At 67.2% G+C, this 24,391-nt stretch carries 20 protein-coding genes; 11 read left to right on the forward strand and 9 right to left on the reverse strand.

All coding sequences use genetic code 11. From position 1 onward, the window contains the following. Positions 1–17 precede the first annotated feature (17 nt). From AC13F7_RS12990 to AC13F7_RS13000, 3 genes are all read right to left on the reverse strand, one after another. On the reverse strand, positions 18–602 hold the full coding sequence (locus AC13F7_RS12990) for a fasciclin domain-containing protein (protein WP_481470728.1): 585 nt from the start codon (positions 600–602) through the stop codon (positions 18–20). A 95-nt stretch (positions 603–697) separates the two neighbouring features. Next, complete coding sequence (locus AC13F7_RS12995) at positions 698–2,608, reverse strand: DUF885 domain-containing protein (RefSeq protein ID WP_483000934.1); 1,911 nt, start codon at positions 2,606–2,608, stop codon at positions 698–700. A 110-nt stretch (positions 2,609–2,718) separates the two neighbouring features. After that, positions 2,719–4,506 (reverse strand): FAD-binding oxidoreductase, encoded by a 1,788-nt coding sequence (locus AC13F7_RS13000; protein WP_483000936.1) that lies wholly within the window; start codon positions 4,504–4,506, stop codon positions 2,719–2,721. A gap of 249 nt (positions 4,507–4,755) precedes the next feature. Between AC13F7_RS13000 and AC13F7_RS13005 the strand changes: the two genes are divergently transcribed. Continuing rightward, a complete protein-coding gene (locus tag AC13F7_RS13005; protein ID WP_483000938.1) occupies positions 4,756–9,534 on the forward strand; it encodes an ATP-dependent helicase in 4,779 nt (1,592 codons plus the stop codon). A gap of 20 nt (positions 9,535–9,554) precedes the next feature. On the opposite strand, the gene AC13F7_RS13010 is transcribed toward AC13F7_RS13005, so the two are convergent. Beyond that, positions 9,555–10,712, reverse strand: a complete 1,158-nt coding sequence (locus tag AC13F7_RS13010; protein ID WP_483000941.1) for an alkene reductase — start codon at positions 10,710–10,712, stop codon at positions 9,555–9,557. Between the two features lie 146 nt (positions 10,713–10,858). On the opposite strand from AC13F7_RS13010, the gene AC13F7_RS13015 reads away from it, so the two are divergent. The 3 genes from AC13F7_RS13015 (at position 10,859) to AC13F7_RS13025 (ending at position 13,580) form a co-directional block, all read left to right on the forward strand. Next, on the forward strand, positions 10,859–11,788 hold the full coding sequence (locus AC13F7_RS13015) for a LysR family transcriptional regulator (RefSeq protein WP_483000943.1): 930 nt from the start codon (positions 10,859–10,861) through the stop codon (positions 11,786–11,788). Positions 11,789–11,859: 71 nt separating this feature from the next. Continuing rightward, a complete protein-coding gene (locus AC13F7_RS13020) occupies positions 11,860–12,276 on the forward strand; it encodes a DUF2231 domain-containing protein (protein ID WP_483000946.1) in 417 nt (138 codons plus the stop codon). Further along, a complete protein-coding gene (locus AC13F7_RS13025; RefSeq protein ID WP_483000950.1) occupies positions 12,273–13,580 on the forward strand; it encodes a PQQ-dependent sugar dehydrogenase in 1,308 nt (435 codons plus the stop codon). Before AC13F7_RS13020 ends, AC13F7_RS13025 begins: the two co-directional genes overlap by 4 nt. A gap of 50 nt (positions 13,581–13,630) precedes the next feature. Here AC13F7_RS13025 and AC13F7_RS13030 read toward each other — a convergent pair whose 3' ends face one another. Together AC13F7_RS13030 and AC13F7_RS13035 are read right to left on the reverse strand one after the other, a co-directional pair. Beyond that, a complete protein-coding gene (locus AC13F7_RS13030; protein ID WP_483000953.1) occupies positions 13,631–14,308 on the reverse strand; it encodes a type 1 glutamine amidotransferase domain-containing protein in 678 nt (225 codons plus the stop codon). Positions 14,309–14,404: 96 nt separating this feature from the next. Then, positions 14,405–15,004: a TetR/AcrR family transcriptional regulator gene (locus tag AC13F7_RS13035; RefSeq protein WP_483000956.1), complete on the reverse strand. Its 600-nt coding sequence runs from the start codon at positions 15,002–15,004 to the stop codon at positions 14,405–14,407. Between the two features lie 173 nt (positions 15,005–15,177). Between AC13F7_RS13035 and AC13F7_RS13040 the strand changes: the two genes are divergently transcribed. Next, complete coding sequence (locus AC13F7_RS13040; protein ID WP_121036968.1) at positions 15,178–15,447, forward strand: hypothetical protein; 270 nt, start codon at positions 15,178–15,180, stop codon at positions 15,445–15,447. A 19-nt stretch (positions 15,448–15,466) separates the two neighbouring features. Here AC13F7_RS13040 and AC13F7_RS13045 read toward each other — a convergent pair whose 3' ends face one another. Beyond that, entirely contained in the window at positions 15,467–16,834 is a 1,368-nt protein-coding gene (locus AC13F7_RS13045) for an aminotransferase-like domain-containing protein (RefSeq protein ID WP_483000961.1), read from the reverse strand. Positions 16,835–17,024: 190 nt separating this feature from the next. Here AC13F7_RS13045 and cyoA point away from each other — a divergent pair, with 190 nt between their 5' ends. From cyoA to AC13F7_RS13075, 6 genes are read left to right on the forward strand one after another with little or no spacing between them, the layout of a single operon-like run. Further along, entirely contained in the window at positions 17,025–17,999 is a 975-nt protein-coding gene (gene cyoA, locus AC13F7_RS13050) for a ubiquinol oxidase subunit II (RefSeq protein WP_483000963.1), read from the forward strand. 2 nt (positions 18,000–18,001) lie between these two features. Then, a complete protein-coding gene (cyoB, locus tag AC13F7_RS13055; protein WP_483000966.1) occupies positions 18,002–19,981 on the forward strand; it encodes a cytochrome o ubiquinol oxidase subunit I in 1,980 nt (659 codons plus the stop codon). Then, positions 19,978–20,616 (forward strand): cytochrome o ubiquinol oxidase subunit III, encoded by a 639-nt coding sequence (gene cyoC, locus AC13F7_RS13060; protein ID WP_483000969.1) that lies wholly within the window; start codon positions 19,978–19,980, stop codon positions 20,614–20,616. Before cyoB ends, cyoC begins: the two co-directional genes overlap by 4 nt. Continuing rightward, positions 20,613–20,936, forward strand: a complete 324-nt coding sequence (cyoD, locus tag AC13F7_RS13065; RefSeq protein ID WP_483000971.1) for a cytochrome o ubiquinol oxidase subunit IV — start codon at positions 20,613–20,615, stop codon at positions 20,934–20,936. The genes cyoC and cyoD overlap by 4 nt, the downstream gene beginning before the upstream one ends. Then, positions 20,933–21,415 carry a copper chaperone PCu(A)C gene (locus AC13F7_RS13070; protein WP_483000974.1) on the forward strand — a complete coding sequence of 161 codons (483 nt, stop codon included), beginning with the start codon at positions 20,933–20,935 and terminating at the stop codon, positions 21,413–21,415. Before cyoD ends, AC13F7_RS13070 begins: the two co-directional genes overlap by 4 nt. After that, positions 21,412–21,969: an SCO family protein gene (locus tag AC13F7_RS13075; protein ID WP_483000978.1), complete on the forward strand. Its 558-nt coding sequence runs from the start codon at positions 21,412–21,414 to the stop codon at positions 21,967–21,969. The genes AC13F7_RS13070 and AC13F7_RS13075 overlap by 4 nt, the downstream gene beginning before the upstream one ends. A gap of 42 nt (positions 21,970–22,011) precedes the next feature. Here AC13F7_RS13075 and AC13F7_RS13080 read toward each other — a convergent pair whose 3' ends face one another. Both AC13F7_RS13080 and AC13F7_RS13085 read right to left on the reverse strand, forming a co-directional pair. Then, positions 22,012–22,851, reverse strand: a complete 840-nt coding sequence (locus tag AC13F7_RS13080) for a class I SAM-dependent methyltransferase (RefSeq protein WP_483000981.1) — start codon at positions 22,849–22,851, stop codon at positions 22,012–22,014. Positions 22,852–22,935: 84 nt separating this feature from the next. Further along, on the reverse strand, positions 22,936–24,276 hold the full coding sequence (locus AC13F7_RS13085) for an Nramp family divalent metal transporter (protein ID WP_483001057.1): 1,341 nt from the start codon (positions 24,274–24,276) through the stop codon (positions 22,936–22,938). Positions 24,277–24,391: the final 115 nt, after the last annotated feature.

Here is a 24,391-nt window from a genome sequence, read left to right on the forward strand (position 1 = left end):
GCGACCGCCGTATCCGGTTACGGCATCAGCACCTTGTTGATCACGTGGATCACGCCATTGCTCTGCTTCACATCGGCAATGGTGACGTTGGCTACCTGACCCTTGCTGTCGGTCAGGGTGATGCCCTTGCCGACCACGCGGGCCGTCAGCGCTTCACCTTCGACGGTGGTGAGGCTGGCCTTGCCACCGCCCTGCTTGATCTTGGCCATCAGGTCGGTGCTGGTGACTGCGCCCGGCACGACGTGATAGGTCAGGATCTTGGTCAGGTCGGCCTTTTTCTCAGGCTTCAGCAAGCCTTCCACCGTACCCTTGGGCAGGGCGGAGAACGCCGCATTGGTCGGTGCGAACACGGTGAACGGGCCGGCGCCTTTGAGCGTATCGACCAGACCGGCTGCCTTGACCGCAGCCACCAGGGTAGTGTGGTCCTTGGAATTGACGGCGTTGTCGATGATGTCCTTGTTGGCATACATCGCTGCGCCGCCCACCATCGGGTTGCTGTGCTGCGCGCCCGCCATGGGGGCCGGCGCCTGCGCGAAGACGAGCGGGGATGCGGTAGCAGCGAGACAGCCGATCAGTACAAGGCCTGCAAACTGGATCTTCATGACCAAACTCCCAAATGGATGCGCCGGTATGACGCACCTTCAATTACGGCGGGAGTGTCGGGGCGGATGCAGTGCGATCGACTTATTTTTATCTGTCAGTGCTGGGTGAGGGTGGCGTCGATGCCGCGCGAAGATGGTCCACCTACTGCGATCCATGCCTCCACCGCCTGGGTGACCACCGTCATCGGCAGGGCCCCATTGCCCAGGATGAGATCGTGGAAGGCGCGGATGTCGAAACGCTCGCCCAGTTCCCTGCGTGCCTGCTCACGCAATTCCAGCAGCCGCAGTTGGCCCATCTTGTAGGAAGCGGCCTGGCCAGGCTGTACCAGGTAGCGGTAAACCTCGATGCGCACGTCGGCCGGGGTCATGCCGGTCTTGTCCTGCATGTAGGCGATGGCCTGCTCGGGTGTCCACTGTTTGCGATGCAGGCCGGTATCGACCACCAGCCGCACCGAGCGGAACATCTCGGCCTGCAGACGGCCCAGATCACCGGCGGGGTCATCGCGGTACACGCCGGTTTCGGCCATCAGCTGCTCGGCATACAGCGCCCAGCCTTCACTGAAGGCACTCGGGTTGAGACTCCGCCGCAGCATCGGCAGATCGGTCAGGGTCTGGCCGATCGAGATCTGGAAATGATGCCCCGGCGATCCCTCGTGGTAGGTGAGGGTCGGAATGCTCCATCGCGTATTGGAGGTGATGTCGCCCAGGTTGATGAAGAACGTGCCCGGCCGTGAGCCGTCCATCGCCGGTGGGTAGTAGTAGCCGCCGGGCGAGGTGGCCTGCATGTGCGTGGGTACCGGCTGCACCAGCAGCTTCTGCGTCGGCAGATGGCCGAAGTAGGTTGGGAGGATCGGATCGAGATTCTGCAGTCGCTGTTCGATGTCGCCGATCAGCTGCCTGCGGCCGGCGTCGCTGTCCTCGTAAAGATAACGCGGGTCCTTGCGTAGCTGTTCGATGCGGGCGGCCACGCTGCCCTCGCGCAGGCCAAGCTGCTTCAGGCGTTCATCCATCGTCTTGTCCAGCCGGGCCACTTCGCGCAGCCCGATCTGGTGGATCGCATCGGCATCCAGATCGGTGCTGGTGTACCAGCGCAGTGCCGCGTCGTAGTACGCCTTGCCCTCCGGCAGCGCCCATACGCCTTTGTTGCCGGGGTGGGTCGCCAGCGTGGCCTGCACGTTGTCGAGCAGGCGTTGATACCCCGGATTCACTGCGTCTCGCACCGCGGTCGTTGCCTGCGCGATCAGTTCAGCGCGCCGGGCCGCCGGGATGGACGGCACCTTGTCCAGCTTGCGCTGCAATGACTGCACCCACAGGCTGTCCTGCGGCGCCGGTTTCAGCAGGGCACGGTACTGGTTGGCCGCGCCTTCCAGCGCAACTGCCGGCGGCACCACGCCCTGTTGGGCCTGCATGTCCACGTTCGCGCGGACCTGGTCCAGCTTGGTGCCCATCGCCTGCAGCCGTTCAATGTAGCGGTGGGCGCTCGCCTCGTCGGTTACCGCATGCTGGTTGTCCATGAACTGCGGCAGGTTGACCGGCAGGCTGAACAGCTGGTCGATCGCGTAGGTACTGCCGCCCACCGGCAACCAGGCCGCGGCCCATGGCACGGCCATCAGATCGATCTGGGTCTGGTAGAACCAGCGCGCCAGGCCGTCGCTGAGGCGTTGCTGCGGGTCCAGCGGTGCGCCTTTCCAGGCGCGGATCTGCGCCAGATTGTCGACAAGAAAGCGGCGGTTGATCTCGCGCCGGGCCAGCGAGACGTCGGTCAGCTGGCCGGACAGATCACCGGCGGCATCGCCGCTGATGCCAAGCATCGTACGCAGCTCCGGATCGGCGTTGATCGCCGCCATCGTCTGCGCATCGAGCAGCGCATTGAACCCGGCGGCGGCAGGCGCGGCTGTCGTGGTCGGCGCCTGTGCATGTGCCCCCGCGGATGCAAGCGTGAGGGTCCCGGCGATGGCGAGTGCGAGCAGGGCGGGAAGTCGGCGGGCGGGCGTGGTCGGAATCACAGGGCGATCTCCGTTGGCGGGCAGGCTGCGGGCAGGCTACGCCAGCACGTACGCCAGCGCACGTATTGATCGTCACGCGTGCGCTCGGGGGGAGGTGTGCTGCCGCGCCGTCAGCTGCCGACGCGCTCGAAGCCATCCGCGCTCCAGTCCTCGCTGCCCACGCCGTGATGGATCACGAACAGGCCCTGCGGATCGTAGCGGCGCTTGGCGGCCTGCAGCCGTGGGTAGTTCGGCCCCCAGAACGCCTGCTGCCAGTCCTTCTGGAAGTAGTCGCTTTCCGAGACATAGGCCGGGGCGGACGGTGCCACCACGCTCAGGGCCTGGTAGGCACGCGCCACGTTCAACGCACCCCGGCGTGCGCGAGGCTCATCCACCGTGCGCCCCAGGCCGGGATACATCGGCCCGCTGGCATTGCCGATGATCGCCAGGGCGAAAGCATCGAGCACCGCCGGATGGGTGGCCGTATCGCGGCTGGCGGCCAGCGCTTCCGCTGGTGCACCGAACAGGCCCTTGTTGCAGTGCATGCCGACATCCATGTGATCGGCCGCGGCGCAGATTGCCGCAGCAGCCCGGTCACGCTGCGCATCGTCCAACAATCCCGATGGCAGCCACGCCGATGCGTAGCCATGCAGGAACCAGCCGACCTGGCCCTGGTCGCCCTTCCACAGCATGTGCCGGGAGGAGGCGCCTGCGCGGGTGTCCTCGGCAATGAGGGCAGGGGCGTGCTGGCGAAAGAAGTCCGCGTCCCAGAAGTCTCTGGCCGGCATCGCCAGTGCCTGCAGGGGGTCGGTGATGGTGTATGCCGGCCGGGCGCGGATCCAGTCCAGGAACGGCGTCCAGGTCGCTTCGGCAGCGTCGCGCGACAGACCCTGGAACACCATCGAGATCGACAGCCGGCGCGTGTCTTTGAACGTGAACTGCTCACCCCAGTGCGGGTTGCACAGCGTGTCGCGGTAGAAGCGGAGCATCTCCGCCGCCAGGGTCCGCCAGCTGGCGTCGTCGCTGGCCTGGATCTGGCAGGAGACGCCGCCGAAGGTATCGGGCAGGTTATGGGTGCGCAGCGTCATCCGGGTGACGATCCCGAAACTCGCGGCGCAGCCGCCCTTCAACGCCCAGAACAGCTCCGGGTCGTTGTCGGCGTTGACGGTGCGGATCTGCCCGTCGGCGGTGACGATCTCGGCTTCGAGCAGGCTGGCCGCGGCCGTGCCATGCGCTTTGGAGAAACTGCCGAAGCCGCCGCCGGTGACCAGGCCGGTCACGCCCACCGAGGTGCAGCCGCCGCCCTGGACATAGCGTCCGCCTCGGGTGGTGACCGCATCGTAGGCATCGATCCACATCGCCCCGGCGCCCACGCTGACCGCCGGCTGCGGCGCCGTACCCGGGCGGGCGTTGTGGGCGACGAAGGCATCGTGCAGCTCGACCTGGTTCATCGCGCGGGTCCAGACCAGCAGCGAATCCGGCGCGCAGGAGGTGCCGTGATAGCTGTGCCCGCCGCCTTTGACCACCAGCCGCAGGCGGTGGGTGCGGGCGAAGTTCACCGCAGCGGCCACATCAGCGCTGTTGGCGGCGGCCACCACCTTCGCGCTGGGCACTGACCGCCATGCGCCGAAGTAACCACTGGTCTGGGTGAGCGCGGGCGCATCGCCGAGGAAGAACGGATTCTGCAGCTGCTCCAGTGCGGCGGCGCGGGTAGCGGCATCAGCGAGAAAGGGGGACTGCGGGACCGACAGCCGACCGCCGACTGCACGGGACAGCTGATCCCACTCGGCGGCGACGGGCCACCCGGCGCTGTCCGGCCGCACGCGGGCACCATTGGTCGCCAAGGCGGGGCCTGCCTTGAACAACATTGGCAGCAGCGGCAGGGTCAGGCCGACCTTGAGGCAATCGCGTCGTTTCATGAGGGTGGTTCCTGCGGCAGCAGCGTGGTTGATGCCAGCGAGTGTGTTCCCGCAGAGGCCCGCGGGCCCCGGCCTGGGGCCGGATGTCGGTGATGAAGGGACGAGTGGCGGGGGCTCAGGGGCGGGTGGTGCCAGCCGCAGACACGTCGGTCCCGCGCCGATTGACGGACGCCCGACGCGGCATACCCTAGTCTGGTTCCATTGCGCTCGCGGCCGTCGCTGGGCGAGCGCCCCACGACGTCCGGATCCATGCCCACCTCGAACGACCCCGCCCCCGGCGCACTGGCCACCTTTACCCCGGCCACGCGCGATTGGTTCACGGCCGCCTTCGCTGCGCCCACGCCAGTGCAGGACCATGCCTGGGCGGCGATCAGCGCCGGCCAGCACACCCTGGTCATCGCGCCGACCGGCTCGGGCAAGACCCTGGCTGCGTTCCTGCACGCGATCGACCAGCTGTTCCGCAGCGGTGAGCAGCAGGGCGGTGGACGGCCGGCGACGGCGACGTCCACCAAGCGCGGCACCCGTGTGTTGTATCTCTCGCCGATCAAGGCGCTCGGCGCCGATGTCGAGCGCAACCTGCAGAGGCCCCTGCAGGGGGTGAGCGCCGAACGCGAGCGGCGCGGCAATCCGGCGGTCACCCTGTCCGTCGCGATCCGCACCGGCGACACCACCCCGGCGGAGCGCGCACGGCTGCTGCGGCGTCCGCCCGACATCCTGATCACCACGCCCGAATCGCTGTTCCTGATGCTCACCTCACAGGCGCGCGAGACGTTACGCGACGTGCATACCGTGATCATCGATGAGATCCACGCGGTAGCCGGCAGCAAGCGCGGCACCCACCTGGCGTTAAGCCTGGAGCGCCTGGACGCCTTGTTGCAGGTGCCCGCGCAGCGCATCGGGCTCTCGGCCACGGTACGCCCGGTGGAGGAGGTCGCGCGGTTCCTCGGCGGCGACCGTCCGGTCACCGTCGTCCATCCACCGTCGCAGCGGGCGCTGGAGGTCCGGATCGTGGTGCCGGTCGAGGACATGGCCGACATTCCGCCGCATCCTGCTGCCCCCGATGCACCCGCGTCCGCCGGCCGGGTCGGCTCGATCTGGCCGCATGTGGAGGCCAGCATCCTGGACCAGGTGCTGGCGCGACGTTCGACGATCGTGTTCGCCAACTCGCGCGGCGTGGCCGAAAAGCTCACTGCCCGGTTGAATGAACTGCATGCCGACCGTGTCGCCGGTGGCCAGCTTACGGCGCTTGCCTCGATGGCGGCCGCTGCCCCCGAGCACTACGGGTCATTCAACGGCGGCACCGCCGGGCGGGCCGCCGGAGCGGAGGCGCTGATCGCCCGGTCGCACCATGGCTCGGTGTCCAAGGAACAGCGCCGCGACATCGAACAGGCGCTCAAGTCCGGCGAGCTGCGCTGTGTCGTGGCCACCTCCAGCCTGGAGCTGGGCATCGACATGGGGCTGGTCGATCTGGTGATCCAGGTCGCCGCGCCGCCTTCGGTCGCCAGCGCGCTGCAGCGGGTGGGGCGGGCCAGCCATCAGGTCGGGGGCATCTCCACCGGCCTGGTCTACCCACGCACGCGCCGCGACCTGATCGATGCGTCCGTGGCGGTCGAGCGCATGCTGGCCGGTGAGATCGAAGCGATCGATCCGCCGCGCAATCCGCTGGACGTACTGGCCCAGCAGACAGTGGCCGCCGCGGCGATGGAGACACTGGACGTGGACGCCTGGTATGCGCGCGTGCGCCGTGCCGCGCCGTACCGTTCGCTGCCGCGCAGCGCCTTCGATGCCACCCTGGACATGCTGGCCGGGCGTTATCCCTCCGATGATTTCGCCGGCTTCCGCCCGCGGCTGGTCTGGAACCGCGACACCGGTGCGCTGAGCGCGCGGCCGGGCGCGAAACAGCTGGCGGTCACCAGCGGGGGCACCATCCCGGACCGCGGCATGTTTGGCGTGGTGCTTCCGGAAGGCGAGGAGCGTGCCGGGTCGCGCCGGGTCGGTGAACTGGATGAGGAGATGGTCCACGAATCACGGGTCAACGATGTCATCACCTTGGGCGCCACCTCGTGGCGGATCGAGCAGATCACCCATGACCAGGTCGTGGTGACTCCCGCACCGGGGCGTTCGGCGCGCCTGCCGTTCTGGCGCGGTGAGGGCGTAGGCCGCCCGGCCGAACTGGGCGAGGCGGTGGGTGCCTTCATCGGTGCGCTGGATGCCGGTGTTGCCGAAGCTGGCATGCCGGCCGGGCTGCGGGAGCGGTTGCAGGCCTGCGGGTTGGCGGACAACGCGATCACCAACATCGCCGGCCTGCTGGCCGAACAGCGTGAGGCCACCGGCGTGCTGCCCACCGATCGCACGCTGGTGCTGGAGCGCTGCCGCGATGAGGCCGGTGACTGGCGGTTGATGTTGCATTCCCCCTATGGGCGGCGCGTACACGATCCCTGGGCGCTGGCGGTGGCCGCGCGCATCCGCGAACGCTGGGGGGTGGATCCGGCGGTGGTCGCCAGCGACGACGGCATCATCGCCCGGCTGCCCGACGCGGAGGGGCGCCTGCCGGGGGCGGAGCTGTTCCTGTTCGAGCCCGAGCGGCTGTGCAGCGACGTCACGCGCGCCGTGGGCGGCTCGGCCCTGTTCGCCGCGCGCTTCCGCGAATGTGCCGCACGCGCGCTGTTGCTGCCGCGGCGCACGCCGGGTCGCCGCTCGCCGCTGTGGCAGCAGCGCCTGCGCGCCGGTGAACTGCTGGCCATCGCGCAGGGCTATCCCGAGTTCCCGATCCTGATCGAGACCGCGCGTGAGTGCCTGCAGGACGTCTACGATCTCGATGCGCTGGGGGCGCTGATGCAGCGGCTGACCGACGGCCGCGTGGCGATCGCCGATGTCACCACCGAGGTACCGTCGCCATTCGCGGCAAACCTGCTGTTCGGCTACGTCGCCGAGTTCATGTACGGCACCGATGTGCCACTGGCCGAGCGACGCGCGTCGGTGCTGTCACTGGACAGCGGCTTGCTGGGGGATCTGCTCGGCCAGGTCGACCTGGGCGAACTGCTGGATGCGGCCGTGGTGGAGCAGGTGGGCAGCGAGCTGCAGCGCCTGGCGCCCGACCGCCAGGCGCGCGGCAAGGAAGGGGCGGCCGATCTGCTGCGCGAACTGGGCCCACTCACCGATGAAGCGATGGCGCTGCGGCGGGTCGATGACGATCCTGCCGGGCATCTGCACGATCTCGCTGCGGAGCGGCGTGCGATCCAGGTCCAGATCGCCGGCCGCCTGCACTGGGCGGCCATCGAAGATGCCGCGCGCCTGCGCGATGCGCTGGGTGTCACCCTTCCGCGCGGCATCCCCGAGACCTTCCTGCAGGCCTCATCGGACCCGCTGGGCGAGCTGCTGGGCCGATATGCGCGTACCCACGCGCCGTTCACCACGGCCGAGGTGGCGGCCGCGTTCGGATTGGGCGTGGCGGTGGCCGATGCGGCACTCACGCAGCTGGAAACGCAGGGCAAGCTGCTCAAGGGTCGTTTCGGTGTGGCGCGTCGCGATGACGAGGCCGTCGGCGCGGCCGCCGAGCCGGCGCCGCTGGCCCGTCACGAATGGGTGGGTGAGGCGGTATTCCGTCGGTTGCGGGTGCGCTCGCTGCAGGCGGCACGCGAGGCGACCCGGCCGGTCACGCGCGACGCCTATGCCCTGTTGTTGCTGGAGCGGCATGGGCTGCTGGCCGATGCCGAACAGGCTGCACGTGGCATCACTCACCGCGGGCCGGGTGCGCTGGAGGGCATCGACGGCGTGCTGCGCGTGGTGGAACTCCTGGCGGGCGTGGCATTGCCGGCGTCGGTGTGGGAACAGCAGGTTCTGCCCGCGCGCGTGGTCGATTACGCGCCGGCGATGCTCGATGAGCTGCTCGCTACGGGCACCGTGGTGTGGGCCGGGCACGGGCGGCTTGGCGAGGAGGATGGCCTGGTCTCGCTGCACCTGCAGGAATTCGCGGCAGAAACGCTGCCCGCGCTTGCGGGGGCAACCGCGCTGTCGCCGCTGCAGGACGCGCTGCTGCAGGTGCTGGCCGACGGGGGCGCGTACTTCGCGCGCCAGCTGGTCACCGCGGTGGGCACGCACGGGGCGCGGACCGGCAACCCGCCGACGGAGATCACCGCCGCGCAGCTGCACGACGCCTTGTGGGGCCTGGCCTGGTCGGGGCACCTGACCACGGATCTGTGGGCGCCGCTGCGTGGCATGGCCGGGGGCCGCGCGCCACGGCCGCGGGTCGCGCGCGCCTCGCGGCGCGGTCGACGCGTCCGTGGCATCCCGATGCACGACACGCCCTTGGCCGACGGCGCGCCGGCCGTGATCGCCAGCTTTGCGGCCCCCGCGCTGGCCGGGCGCTGGTCGCTGTTGCAGCGTGAGGCGATCAGTGACACGGCGCGCGCGGTGGCGCTGGCCGAGGGCCTGCTGGACCGGCACGGCATCGTGACCCGCGGGGCCGCGATGGCCGAAGGGATCGCCGGCGGCTTCCCGGCGCTGCAACAGGTGTATCGCGGCATGGAGGATGCGGGACGGGTGCTGCGCGGGCGCTTCGTGGAAGGGCTGGGCGGGGCCCAGTTCGCCGATCGCCTGATCGTCGATCGCCTGCGTGGCGTCGCCGATGCCCTGCGGCCCGGTGCTGGCGAGGTGGCGATCGGGTTGTCCGCGGTGGACCCGGCCAACCCGTTCGGTACCGTGGTGCCCTGGCCGGTGCACGGCTCGCGCGTGCGGCCGGTGCGCCGCGCCGGCGCCGTGGTGGTGATCGGCGGTGGGCACCTGTTGATGTACCTGGCCCAGGGGGGCCGCCAGCTGCTGACGTTCTTCGATGCGGACGATGTGTCCCTGGCCGGCACGACGGCTGCCGCGGCGCACGCACTGGCCGCCGCACTGCGGCGGGGCCGGCGCACCTCGTTCACCGTGGAACTGATTGACGATGCGCCGGCGCGACGCGATGGCCTGATGGACGCGCTCCGGGCGGCCGGGTTCTCCAGCGCGCCCAAAGGCATCAGCTGGGAGGGATGAGCAGGGGGAGGCGAATTCCGTCAGGCGGGCTCGGAGGCTGCCTGTTCGTCGGTCGGGGCGTACGCCGGGTAATCGATATAGCCGGTGGCGCCACCTCCATAGAACGTGTCCCGATCGGCGGGCGCCAGCGGCCAGCCGTTCTGCAGGCGCGCCACCAGATCCGGGTTGCTGATGAACGGGGTGCCGAAGGCCGCCAGGTCGATCAGGCCCGCACCAATCAGCTGCTCGGCCCGCTCACGGGTCATGCCGCCGGCAAGGATGAGGGCGGTCCCGGGCAGATGCGGCTTCAACGTGCGCAACAGACCACCGAAGCCCGAATCGCCAGCGCCATCGACCGATTTCTGGCCGACCTTGAAACCGGACTGGTCCATGAGGTGCACGTAGGCCAGGCCACGCTGCCCGATCGCCTGGATCAGTGCGGTATAGGTGGCGTCGATTTCCGGGTAGTGCGGCATGTCGAACAACTGGCCATAGGGCGAGAGCCGGATGGCGGTCCGTGCGGCGCCGATACGCGCGACCACGGCGTCGATCACCTCCAGCGTGAAGCGCAGGCGATTGTCCAGCGACTGCGGGCCGTACTGGTCGGTGCGGTCATTCACCTGTGGATTGATGAACTGCTCGTGCAGGTAGCCGTTGGCGCCGTGGATTTCCACGCCGTCGAAGCCGGCCTCGATGGCATTGGCGGCCGCCTGCGCGAACTCCGCCACGATGCGAGGAATCTCATCGGTCTCCAGCTGGCGCGGCGCCGGGGCGGCAACCAGCGCGGGTTGGCCCTGCTCGTTGTAGCCGAACGCCTGGGCGCCGACCGGCAGCTTCGAACTGGCACTGACCGGGCGCGCCTCGTTGGCCTGGATGGTGGGGTGCGAGACGCGACCGACATGCCAGATCTGCGCGAACATCCGGCTGCCCAGCGCATGGACCGAATCGGTGGTCAGGCGCCAGCCGGCGATCTGCTCGGCCGTGAAGATGCCGGGATTGAACAGGTAGCCCTGGCCCTCGCGGGAAATGGGGGTGCCCTCGCTGACGATCAGGCCGGCGGTGGCACGCTGCGCGTAGTACAGCGCGGTTCGCTCATAAGCGGCATCCTGCGGGGCGCGTGCACGGGTCAGCGGGGCCATGACCACGCGGTTGCGCAGCGGCATGCCTGCGAGGTCGAACGTATTGAAAAGGGAGCTCATGGGGGTTCCTGAGGGGGCGAGGGGGGAGGGCGTGGCGGGTCCGCCATGCGCTTCACGTCATCGTATGGGCGTGCGATATCGGCCACAATGCGGTGATTCGGCAAATGACTATTGCGGAAAAAGCAATCAGGATTCCAAGGCGTCCCATGCAGCTCAAAGCCCTCCGCTATTTCCTCACCGTCGCCGCCACCGGCAGCTTCCTGGCCACGGCGCGCCAGTACCGGGTGCCAGCCTCATCGGTGTCGCGCTTCATCGCGGCGCTTGAACAGGACGTGGGGCACCAGCTGTTCTACCGAAGCACCCGGGCGGTCCGGTTGACCGAGGCGGGGGAGCAGTTCCATCAGCAGGTGCGGGACGCTGTGGACCTGCTCGATGACGCGGTCGGGCAGTTGGAAGGCCGCGACGCCGAGCTGCGGGGGCTGATCCGCATCAACGCTCCCGAGTCGCTGGGGCGGCTGCACATCGCACACATCGTCAATACGTTGCAGGCGAAATATCCCGAGTTGATCGTCGAGCTGACCCTGACCGACACGCTGATCGATCCTGTCCAGGAAGGCGTGGATATCATCATCCGGGTCGGGCTGCTGCTGGATTCGGGCCTGATCGGCAAGGTCATCGCGCCCCACCGCAACATCCTCGCCGCCAGCCCGGCCTACCTTGCCGCGCATGGCACGCCGGTGGTGCCGGAGGATCTGCTGCAGCATCAATGCCTGGTCTACAAAGGCCAGCTCGGCATCCAGAAGTGGTATTTCCGTTCCTCGCCGGAGGTGCCGTTCAAGGCGGTGAACGTGACCGGCCCCCTGCGCAGCAACAATGCCGAAGCGCTGCTGGCGGCGGCCATTGCAGGGCGTGGCGTGGTGCTGTTTCCCACCTGGCTGTTCAACGCGGAAACGCTGCGAGGCGGCAGCATGGTCACGCTGCTCGGCGACTGGGAGTTCTCCCCGCAGTCCGAACGGGTGTATCTGCAGCTGCTCTCGCCGGAAAACAGACTGCGCTCACGCAAGGTGCGCGAGGTGTCGGCTTTCCTCACCGAGGCGATCGGATCGCCGCCGTACTGGGATCAAGCTGATCGGTGAGTCATGGGCACCCCCATCACGCCGGGGATGGCAGCATCAGGTGAGATTCGCCCCCTCATCAGGAGACCACCATGGCTTCGACCGTTGTCCTGACCCGATCATGGGTCATCCATCCCTTCCACGCTGCTGTATTGGGCGGGGTGCTGCCGTTGTTCCTGGCGGCGCTGCTGGCCGACTACGCGTACTGGAGCACGTACGAGATCCAGTGGGCGAACTTTGCCTCCTGGCTGCTGATCGGCGCGATGGTGATGACAACGCCCGCCTTGCTGTGCGGGATCGTCGGCCTGGTCCGTCGCAGCCGCAACCTGGCCTATGTCGTGATTCTGGCGGTGACGTGGGGCGTGGGTTTCATCAACTGCCTGCACCATGCGCGCGACGCGTGGGCAGTGATGCCGGCGGGCCTGGTGCTCTCGGTGATCCTGACGGTGCTGGCGCTGATCGCCACCTGGGTGGGGCTGTCCAGCCTGCGCGTGGGAGGTGTGCGATGAGCCGCCAGACCACGTTCCGGATGCTCTCGGTGTCCGCCTTGGCGGTCGCTCTGGCGGCCTGCAGTGGCAAGGCGCCCCAGCTTGATCAATATGGTGGCAGCCCGGAGATGCCCAAGCCGCATCGTGGCCTGATGCCGGACATGACCATCGCCAAGCCGGCGCAGTGGGGCGATATGCTTCCCACGGTGCCCAAGGGCTATCGCATTTCGGCGATTGCCACCGATCTGAACATCCCGCGGCAGACCCTCATGCTGCCCAATGGCGACATCCTGGTGGCTGAAGGTCGTGGCGGCAGCGCGCCCGCGCTCAAGCCGAAGGATGTCATCGCCGGCAAGATCAAGGCCAAGGGCAATACCTCGGTCAAGAGTGGCAACCGCCTGACCCTGCTGCGCGATGCCGATGGGGATGGCGTTTATGAGTTGAAGACGGTTTTCGCCGACAAGCTCAACGCGCCCTATGGCCTGGCGCTGATCGGCAATGCGATCTACGTGGCCAACCAGGACGCGGTGGTGCGCTTCGATTATCAGGAAGGGCAGACCAAGGCCAGCGCGGCGCCGGTCAAGCTGACCGACCTGCCGTCCGCCATCAACCATCACTGGACAAAGGCGATGACCGCCAGTGCCGATGGTCGCTATCTGTACGTGGGTATCGGCTCCAACAGCAACATCACCGAACGCGGCATGGCGGTGGAGATCGATCGCGCGCGGATCTGGCAGATCGATGTGGCCACTGGCGCGCACAAGGATTACGCCACCGGCATCCGCAATCCCACGGCGCTGGCGATCCAGCCGGGCAGCGGCACGCTGTGGGCCGTGGTGAACGAACGCGATGAGATCGGCCCGAACCTCGTGCCCGATTACCTCACCTCGGTGAAGGAGGGCGGCTTCTATGGCTGGCCTTACAGCTACTGGGGCAAGAACGTGGATCGCCGCGTGATGCCGCAGAACCCGGAGAAGGTCGCCTCGGCGATTGCCCCGGATTACGCACTGGGCTCGCATGTGGCCGCATTGGGCGTGGCCTTCTCGTCCGAGGTGATGGGGACGCAGTTCGCCGATGGTGTGTTCGTCGGTGAGCACGGCAGCTGGAACCGCAATCCCCCGGTCGGCTACAAAGTCGTGTTCGTGCCCTTCAGCAATGGCCGCCCGGCCGGCGAGCCGATCGATTTCGTGAGCGGCTTCTTCGGCGAAGACGGCAAGACCCGCGGCCGCCCGGTGGGCGTCACGGTCGATCCGCGCGGCGCGCTGATCGTCGCCGATGACCTCTCCAACACGATCTGGCGGGTCACCCGCGACGGCGCTCAGTAACCTCTTAACGGGGACGGAGGTGGTTAATAACTACCTCCGTCCCTGTTATTTCAGCTCAGCTGCTTGAGCAGGACCTGAGCCGCTTCTTCCGACGAGGCGGGGTTCTGGCCGGTGATCAGCAGGCCATCGGTGACCACGTAGGAGCCCCAGTCCGGGCCCTTGGTGTAAATGCCGCCTGCGGCCTTGAGCATGTCTTCGACCAGGAAGGGCACCACGTCGGTGAGGCCCACGCCTTCTTCTTCCGTGTTGGTGAAGCCAGTGACGTTCTTGCCCTGCACCAGCGGCGCACCGTCGGCCGTCTTGACGTCACGCAGCACGCCGGGGGCATGGCAGACCAGCGCGACCGGCTTGCCGGCGGCGATGAACGCCTCGATCAGGGCGATGGAATGGGCGTCTTCGGCCAGGTCCCACAGCGGGCCATGGCCGCCGGGATAGAACACGGTGTCGAAGTCGGCCTGTGAGACGCTGTCCAGGCGGACGGTGGTGGCCAGCTGTGCGTTGGCATCGGCGTCGGTTTCAAAGCGACGGGTCGCGTCGGTCTTGAAGTCCGGCTCGTTGCTCTTCGGATCCAGCGGCGGCTGCCCACCCTTGGGCGAGGCCAGCACGATCTCTGCGCCCGCATCCTTGAAGGTGTAGTAGGGGGCGGCCAGTTCTTCCAGCCAGAAACCGGTCTTCTTGCCGGTGGTGCCGAGTTCGTCGTGCGAGGTCAGAACGATGAGGACTTTCATGGGAGATGCTCCTGTGGGTGCTTGATTAGACTGGTCGTCTAGTGATGGGGCCGAGAAAAACACGCCGATGGGGGCGCGCGTGGACATCCCCCTTTGTCAGGGAGCGGTATGCAGAAGGCGGGCGGTCAACGCCACGGCATCGTCGAACGGGCGGGTCCTACGGGCGATCTTGACCATGATGCTGGTCCCGAGCCACAGCTGGTACAGGCTGCGCGCGACAGCGTCGGGCGGGTCCTGGATCGTCACCGATCCGTCAGCGACGCCCGCTGCAATCGCATGTGCCAGCCGATCGGTGATCCCTGTGGTGCCACGCTGGAGTGCGGTCCGCATGGGTTCGGAGAGGTCCGCTACTTCGGCGCCGAGCTTCACGGCCAGGCACTTGCCTTGGCAGTCCTCGAAGGACTGGCTGTCCTGCCAGGCGCGGAAGTAAGCCTCCAGCTGCCCGGCCTTGGTCTGGCCCGGCTGGCGGAAGATACGGTCCATATCAGCCAGATAGGCGGTGAAGTAGTCCTCCAGCATCGCCTCGCCGAAGGCTTCCTTCGAGGCGAAGTAGTGGTAGAACGAACCCTTCGGCACGCCGGCCGCGGCGAGGACCTCGTTGAGGCCGACCGCGGAAAAGCCCTTGGCGCTCATGATCCGCTGGCCAGTGGCCAGGATCGTGTCGCGGGCGGGGGAGCTGGCGGTGGTCGAGTTCATGGGACGTACTGTACGCCTGATTAGACCGGTCGTCTAGTGCCTTGCTCCCTACGGTTTAACGAGAGCGGCCAGCGGCCGGCACTACCGCCGGTCCGGGCAGGTAGTGCCGACCGGGGGTGGCGGATCAAGGTATATTCCCCGGCCCCATTTTCATTGCCAGATATCGCCCCGCCATGAGCACGCCCCGGAAACACTACAAACACCCCGCAGAATCCGAGATCGGCAACGGCACGATCTACCTCGAGGCGCAGGGCGATGTGATCGTGCGGCAGGTGGAGAGCTACCGCAGCGTGCTGGTGTGGGCCGACAAAACCGGGCAGGCCGATGAGCGCTTCCCGTTGTCCGATCAGCCGCTGTCCTGGCTGGATCTGGATTCGGATGACGCGATCACCGCCAGTCAGTTTGAGGCCGTGTGGAAGCAGGCCAAAGCCGTTTCGGGCTGAGTGGGCCGGTAGGCGGGCGTCATACCGTCCAACCCGTGCTTTCCGCCGCCGCCACATGCATCAGCTGATCCAGCTGGCGCAGCGCCCGGTGCAGTTCCTGCCGGTTGGCGGCGGCGCCCAATGAAATCCGCACCGCATCGTTGATCGCCACGCCCTCCGGGGTGAACGCCGATGACGGTGCGATCCCCAGGCCCTGCAGGCGTGCGGCGTGGGTCAGGCTGGCAGCGGTCCAGTGCGCCGGCAGACGGCACCAGGCATGCACGCCGGCGCAGTGCTGCAGGAACCGTGGCGACAGCGCGGACTGCGCCAGATAGCGGCGCTCGGCCGCTTCTTCCTGAACCAGTTTCAGCATCGCCTGTGCGGAGCCATCCAGGATCAGCTGCGTCACCAGTGCGTTCATCAGCGGTGGCGCCATCAGGTTGACCGCGCGCAGCGCATCCAGCACGCCTTGGCGTGAGACGCCGTCGGGCAGCTGCACAAAGCCGGTGTGCAGGCCCGGGCTCAGGCATTTGGAGAGCGTGGAGATGTAGCAGGTGTGCTGCGGCGCCAGCAGCGCGAGCGGGGCAGGCGCCTCGTTCTCCAGCAGCCAGTAAGGGTCGTCTTCGATCAGCCGCAGGTTCTGCGTGCGCACCACGTCGGCCAGCGCTTCACGGCGTTCCGGCGGCAACGTGTGGCCGGTGGGGTTCTGTGCGGTCGGGTTGAGATAGACCACCCGCGCGCTGTGCTTCTTCGCCGCGCGCGCCAGCGCATCCGGGCGCATGCCCTGCGCGTCGCACTCCACCACCTGCAGGCGCCGCTGCAGCACGCGCGCAGCATGCAGCAGGCCGGGGTAGACCAACGGCTCGCACAGAATCGTGTCACCGGCATCGGTCAGCGCCAGCACCAGGGCGGACAGGGCAGCCTGTGCGCCTTCGGTGACCACCAGTGCCTCGGCATCCACTTTGCCGAGGATCGGCTTGAGCCACTGCTGCGCCGCCAGCTGATCGGCGCGGCTGCCACCACCAACGTGATACGTCATCAGATTGCCCGCATCGCTGCGGGTCAGCACCGTGGACAGGCCACGTCGCAGCATGTCCGCCACCTGGCCGCCGCCGGGACTCGGCGGCAGGTTCATGCTCAGGTCCACCCGCTGCGCCAGTTCCACCTTGGGCGGTGCCACGAACGACCCCAGCGGGCCGCGTGCGTCGATCAATCCGCGCGTGCGTGCCTCGTTGAACGCGCGGGTGACCGTGGTGAGATCCACGCCCAGCTCGGTCGCCAGCGCGCGCTGTGCAGGCAGGCGTTGGCCGGGGCGCAGCGCACCGGACCAGACCGCACGTTCCAGCGCCTGCACGATGCGCAGGTAGACCGGCCCGTGGCCATCGGCGATGAGGGGGCTCCATTCCATGCGCGCATGGTACGCGCGCCGGGGAGAGCGGCTGCGACAGTGTGTCGCATCATGTATGGATCATGTCGTTGCCTAACGTACGCGGCTGCGGCGGGCACCCCCCATGCATATCGGTCATGCAGGGGGGTGTTCGCCACTTTTCATGATCCGGGCCGCCCGGCCCGGCACTGCGTTGGAAGGGCCGTCACGCATGAACCCCGCTACACATCCCGCTCGCCGCGCCGCGTTGGCCGCTCGAGCCCGCGCCGGACGCTGGTTCGGCCTGGCAGCACTGCTGCCACTGCTCACAGGGTGCAAGAACCTGGAGCTGTTCAACCCCATGGGCAGCATCGCCGAGCAGGAAATGGAGCTGATCCTGGTCTGCACCGGCCTGATGCTGCTGGTGGTGATCCCGGTGATCATCCTCACGCTGTACTTCGCGTGGCACTACCGCGAGTCCAACAAGGAGGCCACGTACGCACCGACCTGGTCGCATTCCACCGCGATCGAAGTGGTGGTGTGGACGATTCCGTGCCTGATCGTGGTCGTCCTCGGCGTGTTGATCTGGAAGAGTACCCACGCACTGGACCCGTACCGCCCGATCGAATCGGACAAGGCGCCGCTGCGCGTGGAAGTGGTGTCGCTCAACTGGAAATGGCTCTTCATCTATCCGGACCACAACGTGGCCACGGTCAACGAGCTGGTGATGCCGGTCGATACGCCGGTCGCGTTCAAGCTGACTTCCGAGTCGATGATGAACGCCTTTTTCGTGCCGCAGCTGGGCAGCATGGTCTACACCATGCCGGCCATGCAGAGCCGCCTGCACCTGATCGGGCACACGCCCGGTACCTATGCCGGCATGTCCTCGGCGTACAGCGGCGCGGGCTTCTCGGACATGAAGTTCGATGCGCGGGTCATGACCGAAGCCGACTTCGAGCAATGGTTGGCGCAGTCGCGCGGCACCGCCGAACACCTGGGCCAGGCCCGTCTGGCCGAACTGGAGAAGCCCACCCATGGCGCGCCGATGCAGCGTTTCGCCAGCGTGGACACCGGACTGTTCGACAGCATCCTGCGCCGCTACGGCGGCATGCCTGACGACGAAATCTGCCTGCCCGGTGAAGCGCCCGGCGCGAAAACCCAACTCGTGAGCCTGGCCGCACCTGCCAGCCGTACCGCGGAGAATTGATTGTGCTTGGAAAGTTGAACCTCGAGGCGATTCCCTACCACGACCCGATCATCATGTCGGCGCTGGCGGGTTCGCTGCTGCTGGGGGCGGCGATCATCGCGGCCATCACGTACTACAACAAGTGGGGCTATATCTGGACCGAGTGGATCACCTCGGTGGACCACAAGAAGATCGGCGTGATGTACATCATCCTGGCCCTGGTCATGCTGGTGCGCGGCTTCGCCGATGCACTGATGATGCGCGCCCAGCAGGCCATCGCCGCCAACGACAGCGCCGGCTACCTGCCGCCGGAGCACTACGACCAGATCTTCACCGCGCATGGCGTGATCATGATCTTTTTCGTGGCGACGCCGCTGATCGTGGGCCTGATGAACATCGTGGTGCCGCTGCAGATCGGCGCGCGCGACGTCGCCTTCCCGTTCGTCAACTCGCTGAGCTTCTGGTTGTCGGCGGTGGGCGCGGTGCTGGTGATGCTGTCGATGTTCGTCGGCGATTTCGCCGCGACCGGCTGGGTGGCGTACCCGCCGTTGTCCGGGATCGACTACAGCCCCACGGTGGGCGTGGACTACTACATCTGGTCATTGCAGGTGTCCGGCATCGGCACCACCCTGACCGGTCTGAACTTCATCGTCACCATCCTCAAGATGCGTGCGCCGGGCATGGACCTGATGAAGATGCCGGTGTTCACCTGGACCGCGCTGATCACCAACATCCTGATCGTGGCGATCTTCCCGGTGCTGACCGCGACCCTGGCGCTGCTGACCATGGACCGCTACTTCGGGATGCATTTCTTCACCAATGATGCCGGCGGCAACGCCATGATGTACGTCAACCTGATCTGGATCTGGGGCCACCCGGAAGTCTACGTCCTGATCCTGCCGTGCTTCGGTGCGTTCTCGGAGATCATCGCCACGTTCTCGGGCAAGCCGCTGTTCGGCTACCGCTCGATGGTCTATGCGACCTCGTCGATTGGCATCCTGTCGTTCTTCGTGTGGCTGCACCACTTCTTCACCATGGGCTCGGGCGCGAACGTGAATGCCTTCTTCGGCATCATGACCTCGATCATCTCGATCCCCACCGGCGTGAAGCTGTTCAACTGGCTGTTCACCATGTATCGCGGCCGGATCCGCTACCACTCCTCGACCTTGTGGACGATCGGCTTCATGGTCACCTTCGCCCTGGGCGGCATGACCGGCGTGATGCTGGCGATTCCGGGTGCGGATTTCGTGCTGCACAACAGCCTGTTCCTGATCGCGCACTTCCATAACGTCATCATCGGCGGCGTGGTGTTCGGCTGCCTGGCGGGCATCAGCTTCTGGTTCCCGAAGGCGTTTGGCTTCACCCTCAACGAGCGCTGGGGCAAGATCTCGTTCTGGTGCTGGCTGGTCGGCTTCTATCTGGCCTTCATGCCGCTGTACGTGCTGGGCTTCAAGGGCATGACCCGCCGCATGAACCACTACGGCGTGGAGGGCTACCAGCCGTGGCTGATCGTGGCCGCCATCGGTGCACTGGTGATTGCCGCCGGTATCGCCGCGATGTTCATCCAGTTCTATGTCAGCGTGCGTGACCGCAAGGCCAATATGGATCTCACCGGCGACCCGTGGAATGCGCGCAGCCTGGAGTGGGCCACGTCTTCGCCACCGCCGTTCTACAACTTCGCCAAGCTGCCGGCGATCACCTCGCTGGAGCAGCATTGGGACGACAAGCAGCACGGCCGTGCCTGGCAGCGCCAGGACAGCTACGAGGACATCCACATGCCACGCAACACCGCATCGGGTGTGGTGATCTCGGTGTTCAGCCTGATCCTGTGCTTCGCCCTGGTCTGGCATATGTGGGTGCTGGCAGGCATCGGCCTGATCGGCGTGATCGCGACCTTTGTGCTGCGTTCGTACGACCGAGATGTGGACTATTACGTGCCCGCCGCCGAGGTGAAGCGCATCGAAGGGGCGCACTTCGCGCATATGGAAGGAGCCAAGGCATGAGCGGCGATACCCTGACCGCTGCCGCGCAGCACGGGCAGCTCGCGGCTGGTCATCACGACCACGCCCATGAGCACCACGACGACGGCAACAAGACCGTCGTCGGGTTCTGGATGTACCTGATGGGCGACTGCCTGATCTTCGCGGTGCTGTTCGCCACCTTCGGCGTGCTGCTCAACGGAACAGCCGATGGCCCCAGCGGCAAGGACTTGTTCAAGCTCGGTTTCGTGCTCTCCGAGACGGTGGTGCTGCTGCTCAGCAGCTTCACCTTCGGCCTGGCGATGCTTGGCATGCAGGCGGGCAAGCGCAACCAGGTGGTGGGCTGGCTGGCCGTGACCGGCATGCTTGGGGCGGTCTTCATCGGCATGGAGCTGTACGAGTTCGCCGAGCTGATCTATGAAGGCGCCACCCCGGACGTGAGTGCGTATCTGTCGGCGTACTTCACGCTGGTGGCCACCCACGGCCTGCACGTCACCTTCGGCCTGCTGTGGCTGGCGATCATGATCCACCAGGTGCTCAAGTTCGGCCTGGACGGCATCGTCCGCCGCCGCCTGGCCTGCCTGAGCCTGTTCTGGCACTTCCTGGATCTGATCTGGATCTGTGTGTTCACCTTCGTCTATTTGCGGGAGTTCGTATGAGCGGCCACGCCACCCTGAAGGGCTACATCCTCGGCCTGCTGCTGTGCCTGGTGCTGACCGGTGCCTCGTTTGGCGTGGTCATGACCGATCTGGTCCCGCAGCCACTCCGGCTGACCGCCATCGTGGTGCTGTGCGTGGTGCAGCTGATCGCCCAGCTGGTGCTGTTCCTGCACATCGGGGCGGGGCGCAGCCAGCGCGAGAACACGGGCATCTTCCTGTGCACCGCGTTCCTGATCGCCATCGTGGTGGCCGGCTCGCTGTGGGTGATGCACAACGCCAACCTCAACATGATGCCGATGCAGATGTCGGCCGCGCCATGAGCCGGTCACGCTGCGGTGCCATGCTGATCGCACTGGTCCTGTCCGTTACCGTGATGCCGGTGGTGGCCGCAGCGCCGCAGACCCGCACCGCGGCAACGGTGTCGGTCAGCGAACCGTGGATCCGTCTGCCACCGCCGGCCGCGAACGTGGCGGCCGGCTACGTGCAGCTGCATAACGGCGGCGGGTCCGACCGGCTGCTGTCGGCCTCGTCCTCGGCGTTTGCCGAGGTGCAGATCCATGCCATGCGCATGGACGGGGAAGTAATGCGCATGGAGGCGCTGCCTGATGGTCTGGCCCTGCCCGGAGGCCGTGTAACGACGCTGGAGCCTGGCGGTTACCACCTGATGCTGCTGACCCCCAAGCGGCCGCTGTCGGTGGGGCAGACGGTACGGATCCGGCTGCAGTTCGCATGCAGCGCAGCGCAGGTGGTGGAGTTCACCGTGCGCGATGGCCTGGTCGCCCACGGGGCGGCCAAGTGAAGCGCTGGTTGGCGGCAGGTATCGTGACGCTGGCGATGCTGGCAGGCTGTGCCGACGGCCAGGCACCGGTGATGGGTCAGGCCGCGCTCGGCGCGGTCAAGCTGGAGAGCAGTGACGGACGCACGCTCACGATCCGTGATCTGAAAGGGAGGCCGACGCTGCTGTTCTTCGGCTTTACCCATTGTCCCGAAGTGTGCCCGCTGAGCCTGGTCAAGGCGGTGCAGATCAAGCGGTTGCTGGGGCCGGCCGCCGACGACCTGCAGGTCGCCTTCGTCACGGTGGATCCGCAGCGTGATACGCCGGCACATCTGCGCGACTACCTGTCTGCCTTCGATACCACCTTCCTGGGCCTTGCGGGCGACGAGGCAGGCACCCGCGCCATCGCCGAGAGCTTGGGCGTCAGCTATCGCCGGGTCGGCGAAGGCGAGACGGCCACCTTCGAGCACACGGCATCGTGGTTCCTGCTTGGCGCCGACGGGCAACTCCAGGACGTGTACGGCTACGCGATGAGCGAGCAGGCGATCGTGGAGAAGCTGCGCATGCGGCTGCCATGACGCGCGGGGTGCCGGCAGTGGGTCGGTGCCCCGGGGAACGGCTCACCACGCCCGCGCACGCACCTCCCAACAGGCCGCGGTAAAGGTCACCACATCGCCTTCGATGAAGGGGGCGAACGCGGCCATGACCACCTCCAGCACCTGTGTGCGGGTTGCTCCATCAAGGTCCGGCGCCCTCAGCGCGCTTCCGACCGGCCCCAGCAACGCCACATACGTAGCCAGGTCGGCACGGTCGATATGGCATACCACGTCCAGCGGGAGCACCTCGATGTCCTCCCAGCCGCTGTCTCTCAGTATCGCCTCGACCGGTGCAGGGTCGGCGAACGCAAACTGTCCTGGCGCGCCGGGCTGGCGGGGCGGCAACGGCAGCCAGGATGCGGCGGCGCGCTCGGCGGTGGTCATGAACGCGTTCTCGTCCGGCCCGCGCCAGGCCAGTGCCTGAAGCACGCCGCCGCGTTTGGCGGCGCGCTGCAACTGACCGAAGGCCTGCACCGGGTCATCGAAGAACATCACCCCGAAGCGCGACACGATGCGGTCAAGGCTGCCCGGTAAGAAGACGTGTTGCTGCGCGTCGGCGACGATGAAGTCCACGTCCACCGGCAGCCCGGCCTGCTGCGCGCGGGCGCGCGCCAGCGTGATCATCGGCGCCGAGATGTCGACCCCGGTGACGTGCCCCTGCGGCCCCAGCTGCCCGGCAATGGCCAGCGCCACCGCGCCGGTCCCACAGCCCACATCGAGTACGTGCAGATTCTCGCCCGACGGGATCGCATCCAGCAGGTGGCTGGCGAGCGGTGCGAACATCTGATCGAGGATGCGTTGTGCCTCCACCCAGGCCTCACCGGCGGGGCCATTCCATAGCGCGTGCTGCGAGGTGTCGGTCATTGCAGGGCTCGATCTGGGGCTGCCAGCGGGATGAGGAAACCGCACTGTGCCACCTCAATCAACGTTGAGGTCAAGTGCCACCGCTCAGCCCCGCCACACATCCACCAGCAGCTTCACGTTCAACACGATGATCAGGCCGCCGATCAGCCAGGACAGCACGATCAGCCACCGCGGCGCCACCAGCGCCCCCATCTTGGCCTTGTCCGAGACGAACCGCACCAGTGGCACCACCGCGAACGGCAGCTGCATCGACAGCAGCACCTGGCTCAGCACCAGCAAGCGCGCGGTGCCTTGCTCGCCGTAGATGGCCGTGACCACCACCACCGGTACGATCGCGATGCCGCGGGTGATCAGCCGGCGCGCCCAGGGAGCGATCCGCAGGCGCAGAAAACCTTCCATCACGATCTGCCCGGCCAGCGTCGCGGTCACCGTGGAGTTGATGCCCGAGGCGAGCAGGGCGACCGCGAACAACGTCGAGGCGAGCCCGACACCGAGCATCGGCGCCAGCAGTTCATATGCCTGCTTGATCTCCTGCACGTCGGTGCGGCCGTGCGCATGGAACACCGCGGCGGCCAGGATCAGGATCGAGGCGTTGATGAACAGGGCGAGCATCAACGCGATGGTGCTGTCCGTTACCGCCCACCGCAGCGCACTGCGGCGCCCGGCATCGGTGCGCGGATAGGCACGGGTCTGCACGATGGACGAGTGCAGGTACAGATTGTGTGGCATCACGGTGGCACCGATGATGCCGATCGCCAGGTACAGCGCCTTGGGATCGGTCACCACCTGCGCGTGGGGGATGAAGCCTGCAAGCACCGCCTGCAGCGGCGGCGCCGCGATGACCATCTGGATCGCAAAGCAACCGAAGATCACCAGCAGCAACGCGATCACGAACGCTTCCAACGCGCGGAAGCCACGGTTCATCAGCAGCAGCACCAGCACCACGTCCACCGCGGTGATGATCGCGCCGGCCAGCAGCGGGATGCCGAACAACAGCTTCAGGGCGATCGCGGTGCCGATCACCTCGGCCAGGTCGCAGGCGATGATCGCGATCTCGCACAGCAGCCACAGCCCCAGGTTGACCGGACGCGAGTAGTGGTCGCGGCAGGCCTGTGCCAGATCACGGCCGGTCGCGATACCCAGACGTGCCGACAGCCCCTGCAGCACGATCGCCATCAGGTTGGAGAGCAGGATCACCGAGAGCAGCAGGTAGCCGAACTGCGCGCCACCGGCGATGTCCGTCGCCCAGTTGCCGGGGTCCATGTAGCCGACCGAGATCATGTAGCCCGGGCCGAGGAAGGCCAGCAGGCGGAACCACCAATGGCCGCCGCTCGGCACCGCGACGCTGGCGTTCATCTCGCCCAGGCTGGGTGTATGCCCGGCAGAGGAGGGCCAGGCGGGGGGAGGCTCGGGGCGGCGCGGGATGTCCACGGCCGCAATATAGCAGAGGCTATGTTAGTAAGGCTTTGCAATTTGGGGCATCCCAACGCCTTAACCCTGAACCGCGTATCGTCACCGCTCTTTTCAGCTGGAGTGGATG

Source organism: Stenotrophomonas sp. K-6 (assembly GCF_056861555.1).

Coding starts and splice junctions, on each gene's coding strand:
- cyoC (WP_483000969.1), top strand. CDS start 19,978: ATGAGCGGCGATACCCTGACCGCTGCCGCGCAGCACGGGCAGCTCGCG.
- AC13F7_RS13080 (WP_483000981.1), bottom strand. CDS start 22,851: ATGACCGACACCTCGCAGCACGCGCTATGGAATGGCCCCGCCGGTGAG.
- AC13F7_RS13005 (WP_483000938.1), top strand. CDS start 4,756: ATGCCCACCTCGAACGACCCCGCCCCCGGCGCACTGGCCACCTTTACC.
- AC13F7_RS13025 (WP_483000950.1), top strand. CDS start 12,273: ATGAGCCGCCAGACCACGTTCCGGATGCTCTCGGTGTCCGCCTTGGCG.
- cyoD (WP_483000971.1), top strand. CDS start 20,613: ATGAGCGGCCACGCCACCCTGAAGGGCTACATCCTCGGCCTGCTGCTG.
- AC13F7_RS13010 (WP_483000941.1), bottom strand. CDS start 10,712: ATGAGCTCCCTTTTCAATACGTTCGACCTCGCAGGCATGCCGCTGCGC.
- AC13F7_RS13030 (WP_483000953.1), bottom strand. CDS start 14,308: ATGAAAGTCCTCATCGTTCTGACCTCGCACGACGAACTCGGCACCACC.
- AC13F7_RS13070 (WP_483000974.1), top strand. CDS start 20,933: ATGAGCCGGTCACGCTGCGGTGCCATGCTGATCGCACTGGTCCTGTCC.
- cyoA (WP_483000963.1), top strand. CDS start 17,025: ATGAACCCCGCTACACATCCCGCTCGCCGCGCCGCGTTGGCCGCTCGA.
- AC13F7_RS13000 (WP_483000936.1), bottom strand. CDS start 4,506: ATGAAACGACGCGATTGCCTCAAGGTCGGCCTGACCCTGCCGCTGCTG.
- AC13F7_RS13035 (WP_483000956.1), bottom strand. CDS start 15,004: ATGAACTCGACCACCGCCAGCTCCCCCGCCCGCGACACGATCCTGGCC.
- AC13F7_RS13015 (WP_483000943.1), top strand. CDS start 10,859: ATGCAGCTCAAAGCCCTCCGCTATTTCCTCACCGTCGCCGCCACCGGC.
- AC13F7_RS12990 (WP_481470728.1), bottom strand. CDS start 602: ATGAAGATCCAGTTTGCAGGCCTTGTACTGATCGGCTGTCTCGCTGCT.
- AC13F7_RS13020 (WP_483000946.1), top strand. CDS start 11,860: ATGGCTTCGACCGTTGTCCTGACCCGATCATGGGTCATCCATCCCTTC.
- AC13F7_RS13045 (WP_483000961.1), bottom strand. CDS start 16,834: ATGGAATGGAGCCCCCTCATCGCCGATGGCCACGGGCCGGTCTACCTG.
- AC13F7_RS13040 (WP_121036968.1), top strand. CDS start 15,178: ATGAGCACGCCCCGGAAACACTACAAACACCCCGCAGAATCCGAGATC.